The sequence below is a fragment of the Pseudomonas sp. CFBP 13602 genome, from assembly GCF_014842725.1.
Lineage (GTDB): Bacteria > Pseudomonadota > Gammaproteobacteria > Pseudomonadales > Pseudomonadaceae > Aquipseudomonas > Aquipseudomonas baltica.
In genome coordinates, this window is the sequence record NZ_JACYVT010000012.1 from 25,471 (window position 1) to 48,609 (window position 23,139).

The window sequence follows — 23,139 nt, forward strand, 5'->3', positions numbered from 1 at the left end:
TCAACCTCGCTCGGCCAGCAGGCGGTCGAGTTCGGTCAGGCGTTGCGCAGTGCCGACGTCGATCCACTGGCCCTGATAGTGTTCGCCGGTGACCTGCCCCACGTCCATTGCGCGGCGCAGCAGCGGTGCGAGCTTGAAGGCTGGCTCTCCATGGCCGTCGAACAGATCGGGATGGAGCACGGCAATACCGCTGTAGGTCAGGCCAGGCTGGTCGCGCACCTGGCCTTCGACCAGGCTGAAGTCGCCTTCGGGGTGATGAGCCGGATTGTCGACCAGCACCAGATGCGCGTGGCCCGCCAACGGACCGCGCAACCGACTGAAGTCGTAGTCGGTCCAGATGTCGCCGTTGACCACCACGAACGGTGCATCGCCGAGCAATGGCAACGCGTGGCGAATGCCACCGCCGGTTTCCAGTGGCTCGGTTTCGCGGGAATACTCGATGGCCACCCCGTAGCGAGCACCGTCGCCCAGATAGTCTTCGATCTGCTGGCCCAGCCAGGCGTGATTGATCACCACCTCGGCAAAGCCGGCCTGGGCCAGGGCCAGCAGGTGATACTCGATCAACCGCTTGCCGCCGGCGGCCAGCAACGGCTTGGGCGTGGTCAGGGTCAGCGGGCGCATGCGCTCGCCTTTGCCTGCCGCCAGGATCATGGCTTTCATGAGGACACTCCAAGGCTCTTGAACAGTTCACCCAGTTCAGCCAGCTCGGGGCGCCGCGCGAGCACCGTCTCTATATAAGAGAAGAAACGCGGCGCGTCGGCCAGATAACGGGGTTTGCCATCACGATGGCAGATACGGGCAAAAATGCCGATCACTTTCAGATGACGCTGCACGCCCATCAGATCACTGGCACGGCAGAACTCGGCGAAGTCCAGCTGCACCGGCACGCCCTGCTCGCCCGCCTGTTCCCAGTAGCGCTGCAGCCACGCCTGCACACGCGCTTCGGGCCAGCTGAGGAAGGCGTCCTTGAACAGGCAGGTGATGTCGTAGGTGACCGGGCCGTAGACCGCATCCTGAAAGTCCAGCACACCCGGGTTAGGCTCGCTGCGCATGAGGTTGCGCGGCATGTAGTCGCGATGCACCAGCACCTTGGGCTGCGCCAGGGCGCTGTCGATCAGGCGCGTGCACACCCGTTGCCAGGCTGCCGATTGCTCGGCGTCGAGCTGCTTGCCCAAAGCCTTGCCGACATACCATTGCGGAAACAGCTCGAGCTCGCGCTGCAACAGCGCAACGTCGTAGCTGGGCAGGTCACCGCTGGCCGGCAGTTTCTGCAGTGCCAGCAGCGCGTCGATGGCATCGGCAAACAGCGCGTCGGCGTTGTCCGCATCGATCACGTCCAGGTAGGTCTGGTGGCCCAGATCGCTCAACAACAGGAAGCCGCGCTCGAGGTCCTGGGCATGAATCTGCGGCACATTGAGGCCGGCGCTCGCCAGCAGTTCGTCGATTTTCACGAACGGCGCGCAGTTTTCCTGGGGCGGCGGCGCATCCATGACGATAAAACTGCGACCCTGGCCCTGCCAGCGAAAGTATCGGCGAAAACTTGCATCGCTACTGGCCGCGGTCAACGTGGCCGGGGGTACGGCGCCCCATTGGCGAGCCTGGAAGAGCTTCTCGAGCTGCTCGTCGAGCCATGTTTTGAGGTGTTGCAGGCGTACATCTTGATCAGGCATTGCAAGGGTCTCCGACGGCGCTAGCCGTCAAGCGGGTCATGCTTTATTATCCAGCATCTTTTTCAGACCATCGAGAGGCGTGCGGCCCCCCCGCGGGCAAGATGGCACGCAGGAAGCCCGGACTAATAAGATGGCATTGAAATCCCCCGCGTTTCGTAAAAAATTTCCGTTGCTGGTCACTGGCGGTTTGCTGGTGATGCAACCCATGGCCACCCCGTTCGTTTTTGCTGCAGAGCAATTCGACTGCCAAGTCTCCGCTGCTGGTGCCTGGGACTGCAACCCCAAAGCCAACGCCGCGCAGTTGCCGCCGCGCCCCGTGCACGACGGCGCGGCAGTGGCGAGCGGCGGCAGCGGTGCCTCTTCACGCGAAGAGAAAACCGTCGGGCCGGTTGCGGTCACGCAGAGCAAGGGCCGTGGCCTGAGCTCGCGCAGCCCCGACTACAGCCATCTCGACTGGGTGCCGCGCAGCAAGCTGACCGCCGCCCAACTGGCCGAGACCGGGCCGTACTGCTCCGGTGCGTACATCGAGCCGGTGCGTCCGGGCATGAACGACGACACCCCGAAGAGCGAGGCGCCGACCTTCATCGGCGCCAAGGCTTCGCGCTACCAGACCGAGGAGCAGATCGCCTCGCTGGCCGGTGACGTCGTGATGCGCCAGGGCAGCATGCAGATCGAGGCCGACGAGGCCAGCCTGCACCAGGCCGAGAACCGCGGCGAGCTCAACGGCAACGTCAAGCTGCGCGACAACGGCGCGCTGGTCGTGGGCGACCACGCCCAGATCCAGCTCGACACCGGTGAGGCCCAGGTCGACAACGCCGAATACGTGCTGCACAAGTCGCGCATCCGCGGCAATGCGCTGTACGCCAAGCGGGCCGAGAACGCGATCATCCGCCTCAAGGACGGTACCTATACCACCTGCGAGCCGGACAGCAACGCCTGGCAACTCAAGGGCAACAACATCACGCTGAACCCGGCCACCGGCTTCGGCACCGCGACCAACGTCACCCTTCGCGTGAAGGATATTCCGGTGCTGTACACGCCGTATATCTACTTCCCGATCGACGACCGTCGCCAGTCCGGCTTCCTGCCGCCGTCCTTCGCCAGCGACAGCGACAGCGGCTTCACCCTGGTTGCCCCGTACTACTTCAACCTGGCGCCGAACTACGACGCCACGTTGTACCCGCGCTACATGGCCAAGCGTGGCTTGATGATGGAAGGCGAGTTCCGCTACCTGACCAAGACCAGCGAAGGCCAGTTCGGCGGCGCGTACCTGAACGACGAAAACGACGATCGCAGCCAGCAGTCCGACTACGACAAGACCCGCTGGATGGTCAACTGGCAGCACAAGGGCGGCCTGGATTCGCGCCTGACCACTGAAGTCGACTACACCGACATCAGCGATCCGTACTACTTCCAGGACCTGCAGTCGGACCAGATCGGCGTCGAGCGCACCGACTGGATCAACCAGCAGGGTGCCCTGACCTATCGCGGTGACAACTACACCGCACGTTTGAACGCCCAGGCGTACAAGCTGGCGACCGTGGCCGACATCACCCCGTACAACCGCATGCCGCAGATCACCTTCAACGGTGCGCTGCCTTACCATCCGGGCGGTCTGGACTTCACCTACAACAGCGAGATCGTGCGTTTCGAGCGTGACCTGCGCACCGGCACCTTCATCAACGAAGACGGTTTCGGCGAGCGCCGCATCGACAACAACGTGACAGGCCTGGCGCGTGCCAACGGCAACCGCCTGAACCTGGAGCCGGGCGTGTCCCTGCCGCTGAACTGGAACTGGGGCTTCGTGCGTCCGTCGCTCAAGTACATGTACACCCAGTACGATCTGGATCTGGACAGCCAGGGCAAGAACAGCCTGCTGGCCGACGAGCGTTTCAGCAGCTCGCAGAACCGCGGCGTACCGATCGCCAGCATCGACAGCGGCCTGTACTTCGACCGCGACACCCAGATGTTCGGCACCAACTTCCGCCAGACCCTGGAACCGCGCCTGTTCTACCTCTATGTTCCCGAGGAAGACCAGACCGACATTCCAGTGTTCGACACGTCGGAAACCACCTTCAGCTATGGCTCGCTGTTCCGCGAAAACCGCTTCACCGGTTCCGACCGCGTGGGTGACGAGAACAAGCTGTCGCTGGGCGTGACCAGCCGCTGGATCGAGGAGAACGGTTTCGAGCGTCAGCGCGTGGCCGTCGGCCAGGCCGTGTACTTCAAGGATCGTGAAGTGCAACTGCCGGGCGTCGATTTCAAGACGCGCGACGATGCCCAGGCCAACGTTTCGCCGTACGCCCTGGAATACGAATATCGCTTCAACCGCGACTGGCGCTTCAGCTCGGACTTCAACTGGGATCCGGACAGCCGCAGCACCCGTTCGGGCAGCGCGATGTTCCACTACCAGCCTGAAGACAACCCGAACAAGGTGGTCAACCTGGGCTACCGCTACCGCGACGACACCGTGCACTACGATTCGGCGACCGGTCGCTGGACCTTCGGTGGCGACTACGGTCAGCCGGGTGATCCGAACTACGTGAAGGACTACTACAAGATCCAGCAGCATGACTTCTCGGTCATGTGGCCGATCGTGCCGCAGTGGAGCGTCATCAGCCGCTGGCAGTTCGACTACAACCGCAATCGCACGCTGGAAGCCTTTGGTGGTTTCGAATACGACAACTGCTGCTGGAAGATGCGTCTGATCAACCGCTACTGGGTTGACTACGACGAGTACAGCCAGGCCGCCCCGCAGAACGAAAAAGGCGACCACGGCATCTTCCTGCAAATCGTGCTGAAGGGCCTCGGTGGCGTGGTAGGCAATAAGGTCGAGGGTTTCCTCGACAAGGGCATTCAAGGTTATCGTGAACGTGAAGACCAAGCTATGTGATCTGCTGCGCCCAGTCGTGCTGGGCGCCATGCTGCTGGGCACCACGGCGCACGCCGCGGTGCAACAGCTGGACCGCGTCGTGGCCATCGTCGACAACGACGTGGTCATGCAAAGCCAGCTCGACCAGCGCGTCAAGGAAGTGCAGCAAACCATCGCCAAGCGTGGCGGTGGCGTACCTGCGGCGAGCGTCCTGCAACAGCAGGTGCTGGAACGCCTGATCGTCGAGAATCTGCAGCTGCAGATCGGCGAACGTTCCGGCATTCGCATTACCGACGAAGAACTCAACGGCGCCATCGCCACCATTGCCCAGCGCAACAACATGTCGACCGAGCAGTTCCGTGCCGCACTGGCGCATGACGGCCTGTCGTATGACGATGCGCGCGAGCAGGTGAAGCGCGAGATGATCATCAGCCGCGTACGCCAGCGTCGCGTGGCCGAGCGCATCCAGGTATCCGAGCAGGAAGTGAAGAACTTCCTCGCCTCGGACCTGGGCAAGATGCAGCTGTCCGAAGAACTGCACCTGGCCAACATCCAGATCCAGGTCCCGGAAAGCGCCAGCTCGGCGGCTATCCAGGCAGCGGCGAGCAAGGCCGAGGACATCTATCGCCAGCTCAAGCAGGGTGCCGACTTCAACAAGTTGGCGATTGCCAGCTCGTCGAGCGAGAACGCCCTGGAAGGCGGCGACATGGGCTGGCGCAAGCCTGCTCAGCTGCCGGCACCGTTCGACCGCATGCTCAGCAGCATGCCGGTCGGCGATGTCACCCAGCCAGTGCGCACGCCCGTGGGCTTCATCATCCTCAAGGTGCTGGACAAGCGCGGTGGCGCCACCCAGACCGTTGACGAAGTGTACGTACGTCACATTCTGTTGAAGCCGAGCGAGATTCGCAGCCCGGCCCAGACCGAAGAACTGGCACGCAAGCTGTACGAACGCATCGAAAACGGCGAAGACTTCGCTACCTTGGCGAAGAATTTCTCGGAAGATCCGGGTTCGGCGCTCAACGGCGGCGATCTGAACTGGGTCAACCCTCAGTCGCTGGTGCCCGAGTTCCGCGAAACCATGGCGTCGACGCCGGTGGAAACGGTTTCGCGTCCGTTCCAGACCCAGTTCGGCTGGCATGTGCTGCAGGTGCTGGGGCGCCGTGCGACCGACAACACCGAGCAGGCCCGCGACCAGCAGGCAATGACCGTGTTGCGCAACCGCAAGTATGACGAAGAGCTGCAGACCTGGATGCGCCAGATCCGCGACGAAGCCTACGTCGAAATCAAGCTGCCTGGCGCCGACCAGGCTGCGCAGTGACCCCCAAGCGTTTCGCGTTGACGCCCGGTGAGCCGGCGGGCATAGGTCCAGACCTGTGCCTGCTGCTGGCCGCGCAACCCCAGCCTCACCCCCTGATCGCCATCACCAGCCGTGACCTGCTCGCCAAGCGGGCCGCGCAGCTGGGGCTGGCCGTCAGCCTGCTGGAAGTCGATGCCGACGCCCTCCCCGACCAGCCTGCGCCAGCGGGCAGCCTGTACGTCTGGGACACGCCTCTGGGCGCGCCGGTGCTCACCGGCCAGCTGAATACCGCCAACGCCGCGTTCGTGCTGCAGACCTTGACGCGTGCAGCGCAGGGCTGCCTCGACGGGCTGTTCGCGGGCATGATCACCGCGCCGGTGCACAAGGGTGTCATCAACGACGGTGGCATTGCGTTCTCCGGACACACTGAATTCCTCGCCGACCTCACCGCTACCGAACAGGTGGTGATGATGCTTGCAACCGGCGATCTGCGCGTGGCACTGGTAACCACTCACCTGCCCCTGCGCGAGGTGGCCGATGCGATCACCGTCGAGCGCCTGGAGCGGGTCACGCGCATTCTGCACGCCGACCTGCAGGGCAAGTTCGGCCTGGCCCGGCCGCGCATCCTGGTCTGCGGTCTGAACCCCCATGCCGGCGAGAGCGGCCACCTGGGCCGCGAGGAAATCGACATCATCGAGCCTACCCTGGAGCGTCTGCGCGCCGAAGGCATGGATCTGCGCGGGCCGCTGCCCGCCGATACGCTCTTCACTCCCAAATACCTGCAGCATTGCGATGCGGTGCTGGCGATGTATCACGACCAGGGCCTGCCCGTACTCAAGTACAAAGGCTTTGGCGCCGCGGTCAACGTGACCCTGGGGTTGCCGATCATCCGCACCTCCGTGGACCACGGCACCGCCCTGGACCTGGCCGGAACCGGCAAGGTCGATACTGGCAGCCTGCGCGTCGCCCTCGACACCGCCTATCGAATGGCCGAGACATTTTAATGACCGAGCACTACCAACACCGGGCGCGCAAGCGCTTTGGCCAGAACTTTCTCCACGATGCCGGCGTGATCGACCGTATCCTGCGCTCCATCCACGCCAAGCCCGGTGAACACCTGCTGGAAATCGGCCCGGGCCAGGGCGCCCTTACCGAAGGCCTGCTGGGCAGCGGTGCGCAACTGGACGTGGTGGAACTGGACAAGGACCTGGTGCCGATACTCAATCAGCAATTCGCCGGCAAGGGCAATTTCCGCCTGCACCAGGGCGATGCATTGAAGTTCGACTTCACCAGCCTGGGCGCCGAGGCTGGCAGCCTGCGCGTGGTCGGCAACCTGCCGTACAACATCTCCACCCCACTGATCTTCCACCTGCTGCACAACGCCCACCTGATCCGCGACATGCATTTCATGCTGCAGAAGGAAGTGGTCGAGCGCATGGCAGCAGGCCCTGGCGGCGGCGATTGGGGACGGCTGTCGATCATGGTTCAGTACCACTGCCGTGTCGAGCACCTGTTCAACGTCGGGCCGGGCGCGTTCAATCCGCCGCCCAAGGTCGATTCGGCCATCGTGCGCCTGGTACCTCACACCACCCTGCCCCACCCGGCCAAGGATCACCGCCTGCTCGAGCGAGTGGTGCGCGAAGCCTTCAACCAGCGGCGCAAGACCTTGCGCAATACGCTCAAGGCGCTGCTGCCCGTCGAAGCGATCGAAGCGGCCGGCGTCGACGGCAGCCTGCGGCCCGAACAGCTCGACCTGGCGGCTTTCGTGCGCCTGGCTGATCAACTCGCCGAACGAAGCGACCCGCTCTGACCTCTAACCTGGACCAAGCGATTGGTCCACAGGCCACCGCGTTGCCCCGGACTGACCCTGAACCGGCCAACGCCGGCTACATTAGCTCTCGTTTTCAAGGCCCTTTGCATGTCCGATCCCCGTTATCAGATCGACGTCAGCGTCGTGACCCGTTTCCTGGCAGAACAATCACAGCCCGAGCAGCAGCGTTTTGCCTTTGCCTATACCGTTACCGTGAGCAACAACGGACAGATACCGGCTCGCCTGCTGTCTCGCCACTGGGTGATCACCGATGGCGATGGCAAGGTCGAGGAAGTCCGGGGCGCCGGTGTCATTGGCCAGCAACCGCTGATCGCCGCCGGTGAAAGCCACACCTATTCCAGCGGCACGGTGATGGCCACCACGGTGGGCAACATGCAGGGCAGCTATCAGATGCAGGCCGAAGACGGCAAGCAGTTCGAAGCCGTCATCGCCCCGTTTCGTCTCGCCGTACCAGGCGCCCTGCACTGATGGCAGTGTACGCAGTCGGTGACTTGCAAGGCTGCCTGCAGCCACTCAAGTGCCTGCTGCAACGGGTCGCCTTCGACCCTGCCAAGGACACACTGTGGCTGGTGGGCGACCTGGTCAACCGCGGGCCGAGTTCGCTGGAAACCCTGCGCTACCTGTATGGCATGCGTGACGCGCTGGTGTGTGTGCTGGGCAATCACGACCTGCACCTGCTGGCGGTGGCCAACGACGCCGAGCGGCTCAAGCGCGGCGATACCTTGCGCGAAATCCTCGACGCACCCGACGGCCCGCAGTTGCTCGACTGGCTGCGCCGGCAGAAGCTGCTGCACCATGACGAACAGCGCAATGCCGTGCTGGTGCATGCCGGGATCCCACCACAATGGTCGCTGCGCAAGGCCTTGCGCCTGGCCGCCGAGGTCGAGACCGCGCTGCGTGATGACCAGCTGTTCAAGCCTTTTCTGGACGGCATGTACGGCAACGAGCCGAACAAGTGGGACAAGGCGTTGCAGGGCGTTGCCCGCTTGCGTGTGATCACCAACTACTTCACCCGCATGCGTTTCTGCACCGCCGACGGCAAGCTCGACCTCAAGGGCAAGGAAGGCGCCGACACCGCGCTGCCCGGCTACGCGCCCTGGTTCGCCCACAAGGAGCGCAAGACGCGCGACCTGAAGATCATCTTCGGCCATTGGGCGGCGCTGGAAGGGCGTTGCGAGGAGCCGGGCGTGTTCGCGCTCGATACCGGATGCGTGTGGGGCGGTGCGATGACGCTGCTCGACGTCGACAGCGGCGAGCGCCTGTCCTGCAAATGCACCGATGAGGGTGATATGCACTTGCCTGCAGCGACCCCCGCGGCGAATTTCCCTCCCCCGAGCGACAAACGCTAGAATGGGCGACCAGCCCAGGAGCCTGTCCATGACCGAATTCAAACGCATCCCTCCGCAAGACGTCCAGAGCCTGCGCGAACAGGGCGCCGTGGTGGTGGATATCCGCGACCCGCAAACCTTCGCGGCTGGCCATATCACCGATTCCACGCACCTGGACAACCACTCGCTGCACGGTTTCATCACGGCGGCCGATCTGGACAAGCCGCTGGTCGTGGTCTGCTACCACGGCAATTCCAGCCAGAGCGCCGCTGCCTACCTGGTCAGCCAGGGCTTTTCCGATGTGTACAGCATGGACGGCGGCTTCGAGCTGTGGCGCAGCACCTTTCCGGGCGAAACCAGCCAGGCTGAATAATCCTTCGCAAGCCCCGCGCGACGAAATTTTTTTCGTCGCCGACGCCGCGCCCCACGGGCCTTCGCAGCATTGTCGCCAGGCCCTGGCGGCAGTTAATTGCGCATCCGCGCTTGAAATCTTCGATAACCAACTATCCTTAAGCTCAGGCCATCCATAACAGGGGAGAGCCGGTACACCGGCGCGCGGGTCAATCGGTCAAGGCTACAAGGGTGTTCTGGGGGGTATACGGCCACCACGGGGTTTGGGTGACCGCCAGCATCAACTGAGTGATCCGACGTCGGCTCCACGTATCGAGCGAGGTGACGTCATGAGTATCTTTAGCCACTTCCAACAACGCTTCGAATCCACACGCCAGGAAGAGCTCTCGTTACAGGAGTACCTCGAGCTGTGCAAAACCGACCGTAGGACCTACGCGTCTGCCGCCGAGCGGATCCTGATGGCGATAGGAGAGCCCGAATTGCTCGACACGTCGGCCAATTCCCGGCTGTCGCGCATCTTCTCCAACAAGGTGATTCGTCGCTACCCAGCGTTCGAAGACTTCCACGGCATGGAGGAATGCATCGACCAGATCGTGTCGTACTTCCGCCATGCGGCGCAGGGCCTGGAAGAAAAGAAACAGATCCTGTACCTGCTGGGCCCGGTAGGCGGCGGCAAGTCGTCGCTGGCCGAGAAGCTCAAGCAGCTGATCGAGAAGGTCCCGTTCTACGCGATCAAGGGCTCACCGGTGTTCGAGTCCCCCCTGGGCCTGTTCAACGCCACCGAGGACGGCGCGATCCTTGAAGAAGACTTCGGCATTCCGCAACGCTACCTGAGCACCATCATGTCGCCCTGGGCCACCAAGCGCCTGGCCGAATTCGGCGGTGACATCAGCCAGTTCCGCGTGGTCAAGCTCTACCCTTCCATTCTCAACCAGATCGCCGTGGCCAAGACCGAGCCGGGCGACGAGAACAACCAGGACATTTCCGCGCTGGTGGGCAAGGTCGACATCCGCAAGCTGGAGGAATACCCGCAGAACGACGCCGATGCCTACAGCTACTCGGGTGCCCTGTGCCGGGCCAACCAGGGCCTGATGGAATTCGTCGAGATGTTCAAGGCGCCGATCAAGGTGCTCCATCCGCTGCTGACCGCCACCCAGGAGGGTAACTACAACAGTACCGAGGGCCTGGGCGCGATTCCCTATTCGGGCATCCTGCTGGCGCACTCCAACGAATCGGAGTGGCACAGCTTTCGCAACAACAAGAACAACGAGGCGTTCATCGACCGGATCTACATCGTCAAGGTGCCGTACTGCCTGCGTGTCAGCGACGAGATCAAGATCTACGACAAGCTGCTGTTCAACAGCTCGCTGTCCAAGGCTCATTGCGCGCCCGACACCCTGAAGATGCTGGCGCAGTTCACCGTGCTGTCGCGGCTCAAGGAGCCGGACAACTCCAACATCTATTCGAAGATGCGCGTGTACGACGGCGAGAACCTCAAGGACACCGATCCCAAGGCCAAGTCGATCCAGGAATACCGCGACACCGCGGGCGTGGATGAAGGCATGAATGGCCTGTCGACGCGCTTCGCCTTCAAGATTCTTTCCAAGGTGTTCAACTTCGACCCCCACGAGATCGCCGCCAACCCAGTGCACCTGCTTTATGTACTGGAGCAGCAGATCGAACAGGAGCAATTCCCTGCCGAGGTGCGCGAGCGGTACCTGCGCTTCCTCAAGGAATACCTGGCACCGCGCTACATCGAGTTCATCGGCAAGGAGATCCAGACCGCGTACCTGGAGTCGTACAGCGAGTACGGGCAGAACATCTTCGACCGCTACGTGCTGTACGCCGATTTCTGGATTCAGGATCAGGAGTACCGCGACCCGGAAACCGGCGAGATTCTCAACCGCGTGGCCCTCAACGAAGAGCTGGAAAAGATCGAGAAGCCAGCCGGCATCAGCAATCCGAAGGATTTCCGCAACGAGATCGTCAACTTCGTGCTGCGCGCCCGCGCCAACAACAACGGCAAGAATCCGACCTGGCTCAGCTACGAGAAGCTGCGCGTGGTGATCGAGAAGAAAATGTTCTCCAACACCGAGGACTTGTTGCCGGTCATCAGTTTCAACGCCAAGGCCAGCAAGGAGGACCAGCAGAAGCACAACGACTTCGTCACTCGCATGGTCGAGCGCGGCTATACCGACAAGCAGGTCCGTCTGCTGTCCGAGTGGTATCTGCGGGTCAGGAAGTCGCAGTGATCACGCGGTAGGTTTCAGGCTGCGACGGGCCCAGGCAGGCATCGATGCCCGGGCCTTTCGCTGCTCTCGACTTGTGGCTTGCAGCCCGGCTGCCCGGAGGCCTAATGAGCTATGTGATCGACCGACGCCTCAATGGCAAGAACAAGAGTACGGTGAACCGCCAGCGTTTCCTGCGGCGTTACCGTGACCACATCAAGAAGGCCGTGGAAGATGCCGTCGGCCGTCGTTCCATCACCGACATGGAACATGGCGAGCAGATCAGCATTCCCGGCCGCGATATCGACGAGCCGGTGTTGCAGCACGGCCGCGGTGGCAAGCAGACCGTGGTGCACCCCGGCAACAAGGAGTTCACCGCCGGCGAACACATCGCCCGCCCCCAGGGCGGAGGCGGCGGCAAGGGGCCTGGCAAGGCGGGCAACTCCGGCGAGGGCATGGACGAGTTCGTGTTCCAGATCACCCAGGAGGAGTTTCTCGAATTCATGTTCGAGGACCTGGAGCTGCCCAACCTGGTGAAGCGCAACCTCAGTGGTACCGACACCTACAAGACGGTGCGTGCCGGTATCAGCAACGAGGGCAACCCTTCGCGCATCAACATCATCCGCACCCTGCGCTCGGCCCATGCGCGGCGCATAGCGCTTTCAGGCAGCAGCCGCGCCAAGCTCAAGGCGGCCAAGCTTGAGCTCGAGCGTTTGAAGATCGAGGAACCGGACAATTTCGGTGACATTCAGGCATTGATCGGCGAAATCGAAAAGCTCAGCGCCCGCATCCATCGCGTGCCCTTTCTGGACACCTTCGACCTCAAGTACAACCTGCTGGTCAAGCATCCCAACCCCAGTTCCAAGGCGGTGATGTTCTGCCTGATGGACGTGTCCGGTTCCATGACCCAAGCCACCAAGGACATAGCCAAGCGCTTCTTCATCTTGCTGTATCTGTTTCTCAAGCGTAACTACGACAAGATCGAAGTGGTGTTCATCCGCCATCACACCAGCGCCCGCGAAGTCGACGAGGAAGAGTTCTTCTATTCGCGCGAGACCGGCGGCACCATCGTTTCCAGCGCCCTGAAACTGATGCAGGAGATCATGGCCGCGCGGTACCCAACCAACGAATGGAACATCTACGCCGCCCAGGCCTCGGACGGCGACAACTGGAACGACGACTCACCGATTTGCCGGGAAATCCTCACCCAGCAGATCATGCCGTTCGTGCAGTACTACACCTATGTGGAAATCACGCCGCGCGAACATCAGGCCCTGTGGTACGAATACGAGCGCATCAGCGAGTCGTTCGCCGATACGTTCGCCCAGCAGCAGCTGGTGTCGGCCGGTGATATCTATCCGGTCTTCCGTGAACTCTTCCAGCGCAGGTTAGCGACATGACCGCCAGAGAGCAGAAGCGCCAACCCATCTCCACGGGCTCGGAATGGACGTTCGAGCTCATCCAGACCTACGACCGGGAAATCAGCCGCATTGCCGAGCGCTATGCGCTGGACACCTACCCCAACCAGATCGAGGTGATCACTGCCGAGCAGATGATGGATGCGTACGCCTCGGTGGGCATGCCCCTGGGCTATCACCATTGGTCCTACGGCAAGCATTTTCTCAGCACCGAGAAGTCCTACACCCGCGGCCAGATGGGCCTGGCCTACGAGATCGTCATCAACTCCGATCCGTGCATCGCCTACCTGATGGAAGAGAACACCATCTGCATGCAGGCGCTGGTGGTGGCCCATGCCTGCTATGGGCACAACAGCTTCTTCAAGGGCAACTACCTGTTCCGCACCTGGACCGACGCCAGTTCGATCATCGATTACCTGGTGTTCGCCAAGTCCTACATCATGAAGTGCGAGGAACGTCATGGCATCGATGCCGTGGAGGATCTGCTCGATTCCTGCCACGCCCTGATGAACTACGGCGTCGACCGCTACAAGCGTCCCTATCCGATTTCCGCGGAAGAAGAGCGTCGCCGCCAGGCCGATCGCGAAGAGCACCTGCAGCGGCAGATCAATGATCTGTGGCGTACCATTCCCAAGGGCGCCGACAAGAACCGCGAGGAAGACAACGCCCGGTTCCCGGCCGAGCCGCAGGAGAACATCCTGTATTTCATCGAAAAGCATGCGCCGCTGCTCGAGCCCTGGCAGCGCGAGATCGTACGAATCGTGCGCAAGATCGCCCAGTACTTCTACCCGCAACGCCAGACCCAGGTGATGAACGAGGGCTGGGCAACGTTCTGGCACTACACCCTGATGAACGACCTCTACGACGAAGGCCTGGTGACCGACGGCTTCATGATGGAGTTTCTGCAGTCGCACACCAGCGTGGTGTTCCAGCCCGGTTTCGACAGCCCCTACTACAATGGCATCAACCCCTATGCCCTGGGCTTTGCCATGTACCGCGACATACGCCGCATGTGCGAGCACCCGGACGATGAAGATCGTCACTGGTTTCCCGACATTGCCGGCAGTGACTGGCTGTCGACCATCAAGTTCGCCATGAGCAGCTTCAAGGACGAGAGCTTCATCCTGCAGTACCTGTCGCCCAAGGTCATTCGCGACCTGAAGCTGTTCAGCATCATGGACGACGATCAGCGGGACGAGTTACTGGTGCCAGCCATCCACGATGAAAACGGCTATCGCACCATTCGCGAAACCCTGGCGGCGCAGTACAACCTGGGTAACCGCGAGCCCAATGTGCAGATCTGGAGCATCGATCGACGCGGTGACCGCTCGCTGACCCTGCGTCATCAACAACATGACCGCAAGCCACTGGGCGAATCCACCGACGAGGTGCTCAAGCACCTGCACCGCCTGTGGGGGTTCGATATCCACCTGGATACGCTGCAGGGCGATCAGTTGGTCAAGACCCATCACGTGCCACCGCGCAGCGAGCATGCGGACGGCAGCCATGGGCGGATGGACCTCAACGTCGTCCACCTCTGAGGCAGGTGCGTGCGCAAAACCGCCGATGGCTTGGTGTTATCCTTCCGGGCCATCGGAGGTGTTGCAATGAAGATCTATGAAGTGGGTGGAGCGGTGCGCGACCGCTTGCTGGGTATACCGGTCGTGGACATCGACCGCGTGGTGGTCGGTGCCGACGCCGAACGCATGCTCGCTGATGGCTATCGTCCCGTGGGCAGTGATTTCCCGGTGTTCCTGCATCCGCAGACCGGCGAGGAATATGCCCTGGCACGCACCGAGCGCAAGAGTGGACGTGGCTATGGCGGGTTCGTCTTCCACGCCAGCCCGGACGTGACCCTCGAACAGGACCTGTCGCGGCGCGACCTGACCATCAATGCCATGGCCGAGGACGACGACGGCCGCATCATCGATCCGTACGGCGGTCAGCAGGACCTGAACGAGCGCCTGCTCAGGCACGTGTCCCCAGCGTTCATCGAAGACCCCTTGCGCGTGCTGCGGGTCGCACGTTTCGCCGCGCGCTATGCCGGACTGGGTTTTCGCGTGGCCGAACCGACCCTGCAGCTCATGCGTCAGTTGAGCGAGTCGGGCGAGCTGCAGGCCTTGACCGCCGAACGCAGCTGGAAGGAGATTTCCCGAGCATTGATGGAGGCTCATCCCCAGGTGTTCATTCAAGTGCTGCGCGATTGCGGGGCGCTGGAGCACCTGCTGCCTGAGGTCGACGCGTTGTTTGGCGTGCCGCAGCCGCCGGCCCATCATCCAGAGATCGACACCGGCGTGCATACCCTGAGCGTGCTTGAACAGGCGGCGCGCCATGGCCAGCCACTGAGCGTGCGCTGGGCGTGCCTGCTGCACGACCTGGGCAAGGGCACCACGCGCCCCAGCGAGTGGCCGCGGCATATCGCCCACGAGCAGCGGGGCGTGAAACTGATCAAGGCGGTCAACGAACGCTTCAAGGTGCCCAGGGATTGTCAGGAGCTGGCGGTGTTGGTGGGTGAATATCACACGCACGGCCATCGAGCCCTGGAGCTCAAGCCGTCGACGCTGCTGGAGCTGCTGCAGAGCTTCGATGTGTACCGTCGCCCCGGGCGCTTCGAGGATTTCATCATGGCGTGCGAGATGGACGCGCGTGGCAGGTTGGGGTTCGAGGCACGGGAATACCCCCAGGCGGATTATCTAAGGGGCGCGGCTGCAGCGGCGCGGGGGGTGGCGGTTCAGCCGCTGGTTGCCGAGGGGTTCAAGGGCCAGGCGTTGGGCGAGGCGTTGAAGCGGGCGCGGTTGGAGGCACTCAAGGCGTATAAGGCGGGGGTTTGAGGGTGGCCTTGGGGGCCTCTTCGCGGGCAGAGACCCGCTCCCACAGGTGGGGAGCTGTGCTTGTGAAGAAGACGGTGATGATTCAAAGCGTGACGGGAGTCAATTGCTGCCCGCGCCATTCGAATGGAACGGGGGCCAACACCTGATCGATGTTCGACTCGCGCCAAAGCTGGTCAAGACTCACCCCTGCGCCTGGATGCACCAACTCTGGCGCGATCAATGCCAATGGCCACAGTACAAACGCATTTTTCAGAATTTCGGCACGGGGCAGCACCAGTCCGTCGAAGTTACCGACCAGGTCGCCGTACAGCAATACATCGATATCCAACGGCAGACCTTTGCGCTCCGGGGCGTAGCGGCCATTGTCGGCTTCGATGAACTTCAACCGACGATCCAGTGCGGTCAACGGCAAGTCGGTCAGCCCGGTTACCACCAGATTGAAGAACGGGCCGCTCTTGATGCCTACCGGCTGGCTTTCGAATACCGCTGAACAGCGCATGTCCACGAGCAAGGACGCCAACGCATCGAGCCCCGCACACAGATGGCGTTCTCGGTCGGTGTTGCTGCCCAGGCCCAGGTAGATTCTATTCAGCGACATCCGCGCTCGATCTCCACACCGACACCTTGCGCCGCCGCGACGGCACCCGGCTTGGTGATCTTGAGCCGCAGCCAGGGAATGCCGAATTCGCTCATCAACTGCTGGGCCAGACGTTCGGCGAACGTCTCGACCAGTTCGAAGCGAGCCTGCGCGGCAAATGCCTGGACGCGCTGCGACACCGTCGCATAGTCGAGGGCCAGGGTGAGGTCGTCGCCAGCCGCAGCCGGGCGGTTGTCCCAGGCAAACACCAGGTCCAGACGCAGGCACTGACGAATGTCACGCTCCCAATCGTAGGCGCCGATCACCGTGTCGACCTCCAGACCTTCGATAAACACTCTGTCCAAGCACTTCACTCCGCAGCACGACAAGGGCGCCAGGCGCCGTTAGAATCAAGGGTTTCCAGACCCGGAAATAGTAAGCATGTTCTGGTTGCTGGCGCTTGGCGCCTACCTGCTCGGCTCGCTGTCCTTCGCTATCGTGCTCAGTCGCGCGACGGGCACTCCCGACCCGCGAATGAGCGGTTCGGGCAACGCCGGGGCAACCAACATGCTGCGCCTGGCCGGTAAAAAGCTCGCCATCCTCACTCTGCTGGGCGACTTGTGCAAGGGTTTGCTGCCGGTGCTGGCCGCCGCCTGGGCCGGGATGACCCTCGGGCAGCAAGCCTGGATCGGGCTCTGCGCGGTAATCGGCCACCTGTTCCCGCTGTATTTCCACTTCAAGGGCGGCAAGGGCGTGGCCACCTCCGCTGGCCTGCTGCTGGGGCTGTACCCACCCGCTGCACTGCTGGCAATGCTGGCCTGGGCGCTGACCTTTCGGCTCACCCGCACCAGTTCGCTGGCGGCCCTGATCGCCACGCCCCTGACCCTGCCGTTACTGGCCTGGCAGCGCCCTGAGGCGCTGCTACCCATGAGCGTGCTGACGGTGCTGGTGATCTGGCGTCACCGCGGCAACCTGCGCGATCTGTTCGCCGGCCGCGAGCGTCACTTCTGAGCGGGCTGGCCAGCACGTTCAAAGCGGTGGCAACTGCTCCATTGGCCAACGTGCCTGGACACTGATCGCCAGGGTTTCCTGCTGGCCGGCCAACAGCCGCTGACAACCAGCATAGGCGATCATTGCGCCGTTATCCGTACAGAACTGCGGACGGGCGTAATAGACATTGCCACCCAGTTCACCCAGCATTTTTTCCAGGCCCTGGCGCAGCGACTGGTTGGCGCTCACCCCGCCGGCGATCACCAGACGCTTGAGGCCGGTCTGCTTCAAGGCGCGACGGCATTTGTAGGTCAGGGTATCGACCACCGCCTGCTCGAAGGCCAGGGAGATGTCGCAGCGGGTCTGCTCGCCGTCGTCTCCGGCGCTGCGGCACTGCTGCCAGGTGTTGAGGGCGAAGGTCTTCAAGCCGCTGAAACTGAAATCCAGGCCAGGGCGGTCGCACATCGGTCGGGGGAAGGTAAAGCGCCCCGCCACACCCTGCCTGGCCAAGCGAGCGATCTCCGGGCCACCCGGGTAATTCAGGCCGATCAGCTTGGCGGTCTTGTCGAAGGCTTCCCCGGCGGCATCGTCCAGGGTCTCGCCCAGCAACGCATACTGGCCAATACCGTCGACCTGCACCAATTGCGTATGGCCGCCGGACACCAGCAGAGCGACGAACGGAAACTGCGGCGGCTGCTCTTCCAGCATGGGCGCCAACAGGTGGCCTTCCATGTGATGAACGCCCAGAGCCGGTATGTCCCAGGCGAACGCCAGCGCCTGCGCACAGGAGGCACCTACCAGCAGCGCCCCGACCAGGCCGGGGCCGGCCGTGTAGGCGATGGCGTCGATCTCGGTTGCCGCGCAGTCGGCTTCGGCCAAGACCTGGCGGATCAACGGCAGCATGCGTTTGACGTGATCGCGCGAGGCAAGCTCGGGCACGACCCCGCCATAGGCGCGATGCAGGTCGATCTGGCTGAACAGCGCGTCGGCCAGCAGGCCGCGTTCGCTGTCGTATAATGCGACACCGGTTTCGTCGCAGGACGTTTCCAATCCCAGTACTAGCATGGCCAGGCCTTGTGGAGCTCTATTCGAAGGCGCGCATGATAGTCGTCGAACAAGGCACCGACCAGCGGTTTTCGATCAGAGGCTTTGCATTCCTGTCGGGTAAGGGTTAACATCCGCAACCCTTAAAAACCGACGTACTTATGCGCGATTTTGCCATGAGATGTCGACCCCGGTAATGAATGAAGGTAGCTCTGGATGCCAGCCGTCAAAGTTAAAGAGAACGAACCCTTCGACGTAGCTCTGCGTCGTTTCAAGCGCTCCTGCGAAAAAGCCGGTGTACTGGCTGAAGTTCGTAGCCGCGAATTTTACGAGAAGCCGACTTCGGAGCGTAAGCGCAAGGCAGCAGCCGCTGTCAAACGCCACGCCAAGAAAGTCCAGCGCGAACAGCGCCGCGCCGTTCGTCTGTACTAATACACAGACGTTCGTTGCAAGCTTCTGCCTTGCCCGGCCCACAGCCGGGCTGCCGGCAGTTGCAGCAGTACCCCGCCTCAACCGTCAGAACTGGTTTCATCGCCAGATCGTGCGCGTCATTCTGACGAGCCTTGCAAGGCTGCAGACGAGCACACTTATTCCTTTGGTAACGCCCTGCTTCGACTGCTGCCCCCGGGCTCCGTTGAACGTACAGACGTTTCCGATACAGAAATCTGCGCTGCAACACCTGCCAGACCGATTTCCAATGGGTACACTTCCGCTCCTGGGCTGCTGATAAAGAGAACGCCATGGCCGGGCTGATTCCCCAAGGCTTCATCGACGACCTGCTCAACCGCACCGATATCGTCGATGTCGTGCAGTCTCGCCTGCAAATGAAGAAAGCCGGCAAGAACTACACCGCCTGCTGCCCGTTCCACAAGGAAAAGACTCCCTCGTTCAGCGTCAGCCCCGACAAGCAGTTCTATTACTGTTTTGGCTGCGGCGCGGGCGGCAATGCCCTTGGCTTCATCATGGACCACGACAACCTGGACTTCCCCCAGGCCGTCGAGGAACTGGCCAAGGCCGCCGGCATGGAAGTGCCGCGCGAAGACAGCGGGCGCAACAGCAAGCCTCGCCAGCCCACCGACTCACCGCTGTACCCCTTGCTTGAAGCTGCCGCGCAGTTCTACCGCATGGCGCTCAAGGGGCATGCGCAACGTCGCGCGGCAGTCGACTACCTCAAGGGTCGGGGCCTGTCCGGCGAGATCGCCCGCGATTTCGGCCTGGGCTTCGCCCCGCCCGGCTGGGACAACCTGTTCAAGCACCTGAGCAGCGACAGCCTGCAACAGAAAGCCATGATCGACGCCGGCCTGCTGGTGGAGAACGCCGACTCCGGCAAGCGTTACGACCGTTTTCGCGACCGCGTGATGTTCCCCATCCGCGACAGCCGCGGACGGGTCATCGCCTTCGGTGGCCGCGTGCTCGGTGACGACAAGCCCAAGTACCTGAACTCGCCGGAAACCCCGGTGTTCCACAAGGGCCAGGAGCTGTACGGCCTGTACGAGGCACGCAAGCACAACCGCAACCTCGACGAGATCATCGTCGTGGAAGGCTACATGGACGTCATTGCCCTGGCCCAGCAAGGCCTGCGCAATGCCGTCGCGACCCTGGGCACGGCCACCAGCGAGGAACATCTCAAGCGCTTGTTCCGCGTGGTGCCCAGCGTGCTGTTCTGCTTCGACGGCGACCAGGCCGGCCGCAATGCCGCCTGGCGCGCACTGGAAGCTGCACTGCCGAGCCTGCAGGATGGGCGCAAGGCGCGCTTCCTGTTTCTGCCCGAAGGCGAAGACCCGGATACTCTGGTGCGCTCTGAGGGAACAGACGCCTTCCGCGCCCGCATCAACCAGCACGCACAGCCGCTGGCCGACTATTTTTTCCAGCAGTTGACCGAAGAAGCCGATCCGCGCTCGCTCGAAGGCAAGGCGCACATGGCGACACTGGCTGCGCCGCTGATCGACAAGGTGCCCGGCGCCAATCTGCGCACGTTGATGCGCAACCGCCTGAGCCAGATCACCGGCTTGAGCGGCGAGGCTGTCAGCCAGCTGGTGCAAAGCGCCCCTGCCGCACCGATGCCCAGCCATGATCCGCTGGCCGATTACGATTCGATGCCGGGTTATTCGCCCGACTTCAGTGACTTTCATGCGCCGCCGGCCTTCGAACCACAGCAACAATGGACATCGGCCAAGCCAGGCGGGAAGAAATGGGAAGGCAAGCCCTGGAAGGGCAAAGGCAAGCGTGATTTCGAGCCGCGCCCGCAGCCGCGCACGCCGGTGACCGTCGAGCCGCCTACCCTGAGCGCGCTGCGAACCTTGCTGCACTACCCGCAACTGGCGGAAAAGGTCGAGGACGTCAGCCATTTTGCCGATGAAGAACAGGTACACGCGCAGTTGCTGGTGGCATTGCTCGAAGCCCTGCAGAAGAATCCTAAGCTACGCTCTCTGCAGTTGATCGCGCGCTGGCACGGCACCGAACAGGGCAAGCTGCTGCGAGCACTGGCCGAGAAAGAATGGCTGATCGATGCCGATAACCTTGAACAACAGTTTTTCGACACTATAACTAGCTTGTCCGCTCGCCAACGCGAGCGTTGTCTCGAGCATTTGCTCAGAAAATCAAGACAGAGTGAACTGAGCGCAGAGGAAAAGAATCAACTGCGCGAGCTACTCAGCCGCAATGTTCACGCACAAACCCCGACCTCAACTGGCGCGTGAGGTCCTAGCTCGGGTATAATCCTCGGCTTGTTTTTTGCCCGCCAAGACCTTCAGTGGATAGGGTGTTATGTCCGGAAAAGCGCAACAGCAGTCTCGTATCAAAGAGTTGATCACCCGTGGTCGTGAGCAGGGTTACCTGACTTACGCCGAGGTCAACGATCACCTGCCCGAGGATATTTCAGATCCGGAGCAGGTGGAAGACATCATCCGCATGATCAACGACATGGGGATCAACGTATTCGAGAGTGCTCCGGATGCGGATGCCCTTTTGTTGGCCGAAGCCGATACCGACGAAGCGGCGGCCGAAGAGGCCGCTGCCGCGTTGGCCGCGGTCGAGACCGACATCGGTCGCACGACCGACCCGGTGCGCATGTACATGCGCGAAATGGGTACGGTCGAGCTGCTCACGCGTGAAGGCGAAATCGAAATCGCCAAACGTATCGAAGAGGGCATCCGTGAAGTGATGGGCGCAATTGCGCACTTCCCCGGCACGGTCGAGCACATCCTCAGCGAATACGATCGTGTGACCACCGAGGGCGGCCGCCTGTCCGACGTGCTCAGCGGCTACATCGACCCGGACGAAGGCATTGCGCCGCCGGCCGAGGTACCGCCGCCGGTCGAGAAATCGGCCGACAAGGCCGATGGCAAGGATGACGACGACGACGAAGCCAACAGCGACGACGAGGACGAAGTCGAAAGCGGTCCGGATCCCGTCATCGCACAGCAGCGCTTCGGCGCCGTGTCCGACCAGCTCGCCGTTACCTTGAAGGCTTTGAAGAAGCATGGCCGCCACAGCAAGCAAGGCATTGCCGAGATGCTGCTGCTGGCCGAGCTGTTCATGCCGATCAAGCTGGTGCCCAAGCAGTTCGAAGGCCTGGTGGAGCGTGTTCGTGGTGCTCTGGAGCGTCTGCGTCAGCAGGAACGCGCCATCATGCAGCTGTGCGTGCGTGATGCACGCATGCCGCGTGCCGACTTCCTGCGCCAGTTCCCCGGCAACGAAGTCGACCAGACCTGGAGCGATGCCCTGGCCAACGGCAAGGCGAAGTACGCCGAAGCCATCGGTCGCCTGCAGGCCGACATCCAGCGCTGCCAGCAGAAGCTGAGCGCGTTGGAAGCGGAAACCGGCCTGACCATCGCCGAGATCAAGGACATCAACCGTCGCATGTCGATTGGCGAAGCCAAGGCGCGTCGGGCGAAGAAAGAGATGGTCGAGGCCAACCTGCGTCTGGTGATCTCGATTGCCAAGAAGTACACCAACCGTGGCCTGCAATTCCTCGACCTGATCCAGGAAGGCAACATCGGCTTGATGAAGGCGGTGGACAAGTTCGAATACCGTCGCGGCTACAAGTTCTCGACGTACGCCACCTGGTGGATTCGTCAGGCCATCACTCGCTCGATCGCCGACCAGGCACGCACCATCCGTATTCCGGTGCACATGATCGAGACCATTAACAAGCTCAACCGCATTTCGCGGCAGATGCTGCAGGAGATGGGTCGCGAGCCTACGCCTGAAGAGCTGGGCGAGCGCATGGAGATGCCCGAGGACAAGATCCGCAAGGTCTTGAAGATCGCCAAGGAGCCTATCTCCATGGAGACGCCGATTGGTGACGACGAAGACTCCCATCTGGGTGACTTCATCGAAGACTCCACCATGCAGTCGCCGATCGACGTGGCCACCGTGGAGAGCCTCAAGGAAGCCACGCGCGAAGTGCTGGGCGGCCTTACTGCACGGGAAGCCAAGGTGCTGCGCATGCGTTTCGGCATCGACATGAACACCGACCACACCCTCGAGGAAGTCGGCAAGCAGTTCGATGTTACCCGCGAGCGTATCCGCCAGATCGAAGCCAAGGCGCTGCGCAAGCTGCGTCACCCGACCAGAAGCGAGCACCTGCGCTCGTTCCTCGACGAATAAGCTTCTGCGACGAGCACCACCAGAACCCCCGGCCCTGTCGGGGGTTTTGCATCATGGACCGATGGCCTTCAAGTTTGTTATCACCCCCTCT

At 62.3% G+C, this 23,139-nt stretch carries 20 protein-coding genes; 15 read left to right on the forward strand and 5 right to left on the reverse strand.

The genetic code is table 11. The features are described 5' to 3' along the window. Entirely contained in the window at positions 1–660 is a 660-nt protein-coding gene (murU, locus tag IFU31_RS20715; RefSeq protein WP_192104462.1) for an N-acetylmuramate alpha-1-phosphate uridylyltransferase MurU, read from the reverse strand. Beyond that, positions 657–1,670 (reverse strand): aminoglycoside phosphotransferase family protein, encoded by a 1,014-nt coding sequence (locus tag IFU31_RS20720; protein ID WP_192060032.1) that lies wholly within the window; start codon positions 1,668–1,670, stop codon positions 657–659. The genes murU and IFU31_RS20720 overlap by 4 nt, the downstream gene beginning before the upstream one ends. 130 nt (positions 1,671–1,800) lie before the next feature. On the opposite strand from IFU31_RS20720, the gene IFU31_RS20725 reads away from it, so the two are divergent. The 11 genes from IFU31_RS20725 to IFU31_RS20775 all read left to right on the forward strand — a co-directional run bounded on the left by IFU31_RS20725 (position 1,801) and on the right by IFU31_RS20775 (position 15,826). Next, complete coding sequence (locus IFU31_RS20725) at positions 1,801–4,563, forward strand: LPS-assembly protein LptD (RefSeq protein WP_192056451.1); 2,763 nt, start codon at positions 1,801–1,803, stop codon at positions 4,561–4,563. Continuing rightward, the gene (gene surA, locus IFU31_RS20730; protein ID WP_192104464.1) at positions 4,544–5,860 is read left to right on the forward strand and encodes a peptidylprolyl isomerase SurA; all 1,317 of its coding nucleotides are present in this window, start codon (positions 4,544–4,546) and stop codon (positions 5,858–5,860) included. Before IFU31_RS20725 ends, surA begins: the two co-directional genes overlap by 20 nt. Further along, entirely contained in the window at positions 5,857–6,843 is a 987-nt protein-coding gene (pdxA, locus tag IFU31_RS20735; protein WP_192104465.1) for a 4-hydroxythreonine-4-phosphate dehydrogenase PdxA, read from the forward strand. Before surA ends, pdxA begins: the two co-directional genes overlap by 4 nt. After that, complete coding sequence (rsmA, locus tag IFU31_RS20740; RefSeq protein WP_192056455.1) at positions 6,843–7,649, forward strand: 16S rRNA (adenine(1518)-N(6)/adenine(1519)-N(6))-dimethyltransferase RsmA; 807 nt, start codon at positions 6,843–6,845, stop codon at positions 7,647–7,649. Before pdxA ends, rsmA begins: the two co-directional genes overlap by 1 nt. A gap of 108 nt (positions 7,650–7,757) precedes the next feature. Further along, positions 7,758–8,138, forward strand: a complete 381-nt coding sequence (gene apaG / locus IFU31_RS20745; protein WP_122477148.1) for a Co2+/Mg2+ efflux protein ApaG — start codon at positions 7,758–7,760, stop codon at positions 8,136–8,138. Further along, the gene (locus IFU31_RS20750) at positions 8,138–9,019 is read left to right on the forward strand and encodes a symmetrical bis(5'-nucleosyl)-tetraphosphatase (RefSeq protein WP_192104466.1); all 882 of its coding nucleotides are present in this window, start codon (positions 8,138–8,140) and stop codon (positions 9,017–9,019) included. The genes apaG and IFU31_RS20750 overlap by 1 nt, the downstream gene beginning before the upstream one ends. A 28-nt stretch (positions 9,020–9,047) precedes the next feature. Next, positions 9,048–9,371 (forward strand): thiosulfate sulfurtransferase GlpE, encoded by a 324-nt coding sequence (gene glpE / locus IFU31_RS20755; RefSeq protein WP_122477145.1) that lies wholly within the window; start codon positions 9,048–9,050, stop codon positions 9,369–9,371. A 307-nt stretch (positions 9,372–9,678) separates the two neighbouring features. Then, a complete protein-coding gene (locus IFU31_RS20760; protein WP_122477144.1) occupies positions 9,679–11,601 on the forward strand; it encodes a PrkA family serine protein kinase in 1,923 nt (640 codons plus the stop codon). Between the two features lie 104 nt (positions 11,602–11,705). Continuing rightward, a complete protein-coding gene (locus IFU31_RS20765; RefSeq protein ID WP_122477142.1) occupies positions 11,706–12,977 on the forward strand; it encodes a YeaH/YhbH family protein in 1,272 nt (423 codons plus the stop codon). Beyond that, entirely contained in the window at positions 12,974–14,536 is a 1,563-nt protein-coding gene (locus IFU31_RS20770) for a SpoVR family protein (RefSeq protein WP_122477140.1), read from the forward strand. The genes IFU31_RS20765 and IFU31_RS20770 overlap by 4 nt, the downstream gene beginning before the upstream one ends. A 66-nt stretch (positions 14,537–14,602) precedes the next feature. After that, positions 14,603–15,826, forward strand: a complete 1,224-nt coding sequence (locus tag IFU31_RS20775) for a multifunctional CCA addition/repair protein (protein WP_192104468.1) — start codon at positions 14,603–14,605, stop codon at positions 15,824–15,826. 82 nt (positions 15,827–15,908) lie between these two features. Here IFU31_RS20775 and folK read toward each other — a convergent pair whose 3' ends face one another. Then, a complete protein-coding gene (folK, locus tag IFU31_RS20780; protein WP_192104470.1) occupies positions 15,909–16,424 on the reverse strand; it encodes a 2-amino-4-hydroxy-6-hydroxymethyldihydropteridine diphosphokinase in 516 nt (171 codons plus the stop codon). Next, positions 16,415–16,768 carry a dihydroneopterin aldolase gene (gene folB / locus IFU31_RS20785; protein ID WP_192104472.1) on the reverse strand — a complete coding sequence of 118 codons (354 nt, stop codon included), beginning with the start codon at positions 16,766–16,768 and terminating at the stop codon, positions 16,415–16,417. The genes folK and folB overlap by 10 nt, the downstream gene beginning before the upstream one ends. 76 nt (positions 16,769–16,844) lie before the next feature. Here folB and plsY point away from each other — a divergent pair, with 76 nt between their 5' ends. Continuing rightward, positions 16,845–17,414, forward strand: a complete 570-nt coding sequence (gene plsY / locus IFU31_RS20790; RefSeq protein WP_192104474.1) for a glycerol-3-phosphate 1-O-acyltransferase PlsY — start codon at positions 16,845–16,847, stop codon at positions 17,412–17,414. 18 nt (positions 17,415–17,432) lie between these two features. Here the strand turns inward: plsY and tsaD are convergent, their stop codons facing one another. Further along, positions 17,433–18,458 (reverse strand): tRNA (adenosine(37)-N6)-threonylcarbamoyltransferase complex transferase subunit TsaD, encoded by a 1,026-nt coding sequence (gene tsaD, locus IFU31_RS20795; RefSeq protein WP_122477133.1) that lies wholly within the window; start codon positions 18,456–18,458, stop codon positions 17,433–17,435. Between the two features lie 195 nt (positions 18,459–18,653). Here tsaD and rpsU point away from each other — a divergent pair, with 195 nt between their 5' ends. The 3 genes from rpsU to rpoD all read left to right on the forward strand — a co-directional run bounded on the left by rpsU (position 18,654) and on the right by rpoD (position 23,048). Next, complete coding sequence (rpsU, locus tag IFU31_RS20800) at positions 18,654–18,869, forward strand: 30S ribosomal protein S21 (RefSeq protein ID WP_002551877.1); 216 nt, start codon at positions 18,654–18,656, stop codon at positions 18,867–18,869. Positions 18,870–19,177: 308 nt separating this feature from the next. Continuing rightward, on the forward strand, positions 19,178–21,136 hold the full coding sequence (gene dnaG, locus IFU31_RS20805) for a DNA primase (protein WP_122477131.1): 1,959 nt from the start codon (positions 19,178–19,180) through the stop codon (positions 21,134–21,136). Positions 21,137–21,203: 67 nt separating this feature from the next. After that, positions 21,204–23,048: an RNA polymerase sigma factor RpoD gene (rpoD, locus tag IFU31_RS20810; RefSeq protein WP_122477129.1), complete on the forward strand. Its 1,845-nt coding sequence runs from the start codon at positions 21,204–21,206 to the stop codon at positions 23,046–23,048. Positions 23,049–23,139: the final 91 nt, after the last annotated feature.

Excerpts from the sequence above, each read along its gene's own strand:
- folK (WP_192104470.1), bottom strand. The coding sequence starts at position 16,424 with ATGTCGCTGAATAGAATCTACCTGGGCCTGGGCAGCAACACCGACCGA.
- IFU31_RS20750 (WP_192104466.1), top strand. The coding sequence starts at position 8,138 with ATGGCAGTGTACGCAGTCGGTGACTTGCAAGGCTGCCTGCAGCCACTC.
- IFU31_RS20760 (WP_122477144.1), top strand. The coding sequence starts at position 9,679 with ATGAGTATCTTTAGCCACTTCCAACAACGCTTCGAATCCACACGCCAG.
- IFU31_RS20720 (WP_192060032.1), bottom strand. The coding sequence starts at position 1,670 with ATGCCTGATCAAGATGTACGCCTGCAACACCTCAAAACATGGCTCGAC.
- IFU31_RS20775 (WP_192104468.1), top strand. The coding sequence starts at position 14,603 with ATGAAGATCTATGAAGTGGGTGGAGCGGTGCGCGACCGCTTGCTGGGT.
- glpE (WP_122477145.1), top strand. The coding sequence starts at position 9,048 with ATGACCGAATTCAAACGCATCCCTCCGCAAGACGTCCAGAGCCTGCGC.
- murU (WP_192104462.1), bottom strand. The coding sequence starts at position 660 with ATGAAAGCCATGATCCTGGCGGCAGGCAAAGGCGAGCGCATGCGCCCG.
- rpsU (WP_002551877.1), top strand. The coding sequence starts at position 18,654 with ATGCCAGCCGTCAAAGTTAAAGAGAACGAACCCTTCGACGTAGCTCTG.
- dnaG (WP_122477131.1), top strand. The coding sequence starts at position 19,178 with ATGGCCGGGCTGATTCCCCAAGGCTTCATCGACGACCTGCTCAACCGC.
- tsaD (WP_122477133.1), bottom strand. The coding sequence starts at position 18,458 with ATGCTAGTACTGGGATTGGAAACGTCCTGCGACGAAACCGGTGTCGCA.
- rsmA (WP_192056455.1), top strand. The coding sequence starts at position 6,843 with ATGACCGAGCACTACCAACACCGGGCGCGCAAGCGCTTTGGCCAGAAC.
- IFU31_RS20765 (WP_122477142.1), top strand. The coding sequence starts at position 11,706 with ATGAGCTATGTGATCGACCGACGCCTCAATGGCAAGAACAAGAGTACG.
- IFU31_RS20770 (WP_122477140.1), top strand. The coding sequence starts at position 12,974 with ATGACCGCCAGAGAGCAGAAGCGCCAACCCATCTCCACGGGCTCGGAA.
- apaG (WP_122477148.1), top strand. The coding sequence starts at position 7,758 with ATGTCCGATCCCCGTTATCAGATCGACGTCAGCGTCGTGACCCGTTTC.
- plsY (WP_192104474.1), top strand. The coding sequence starts at position 16,845 with ATGTTCTGGTTGCTGGCGCTTGGCGCCTACCTGCTCGGCTCGCTGTCC.
- rpoD (WP_122477129.1), top strand. The coding sequence starts at position 21,204 with ATGTCCGGAAAAGCGCAACAGCAGTCTCGTATCAAAGAGTTGATCACC.
- IFU31_RS20725 (WP_192056451.1), top strand. The coding sequence starts at position 1,801 with ATGGCATTGAAATCCCCCGCGTTTCGTAAAAAATTTCCGTTGCTGGTC.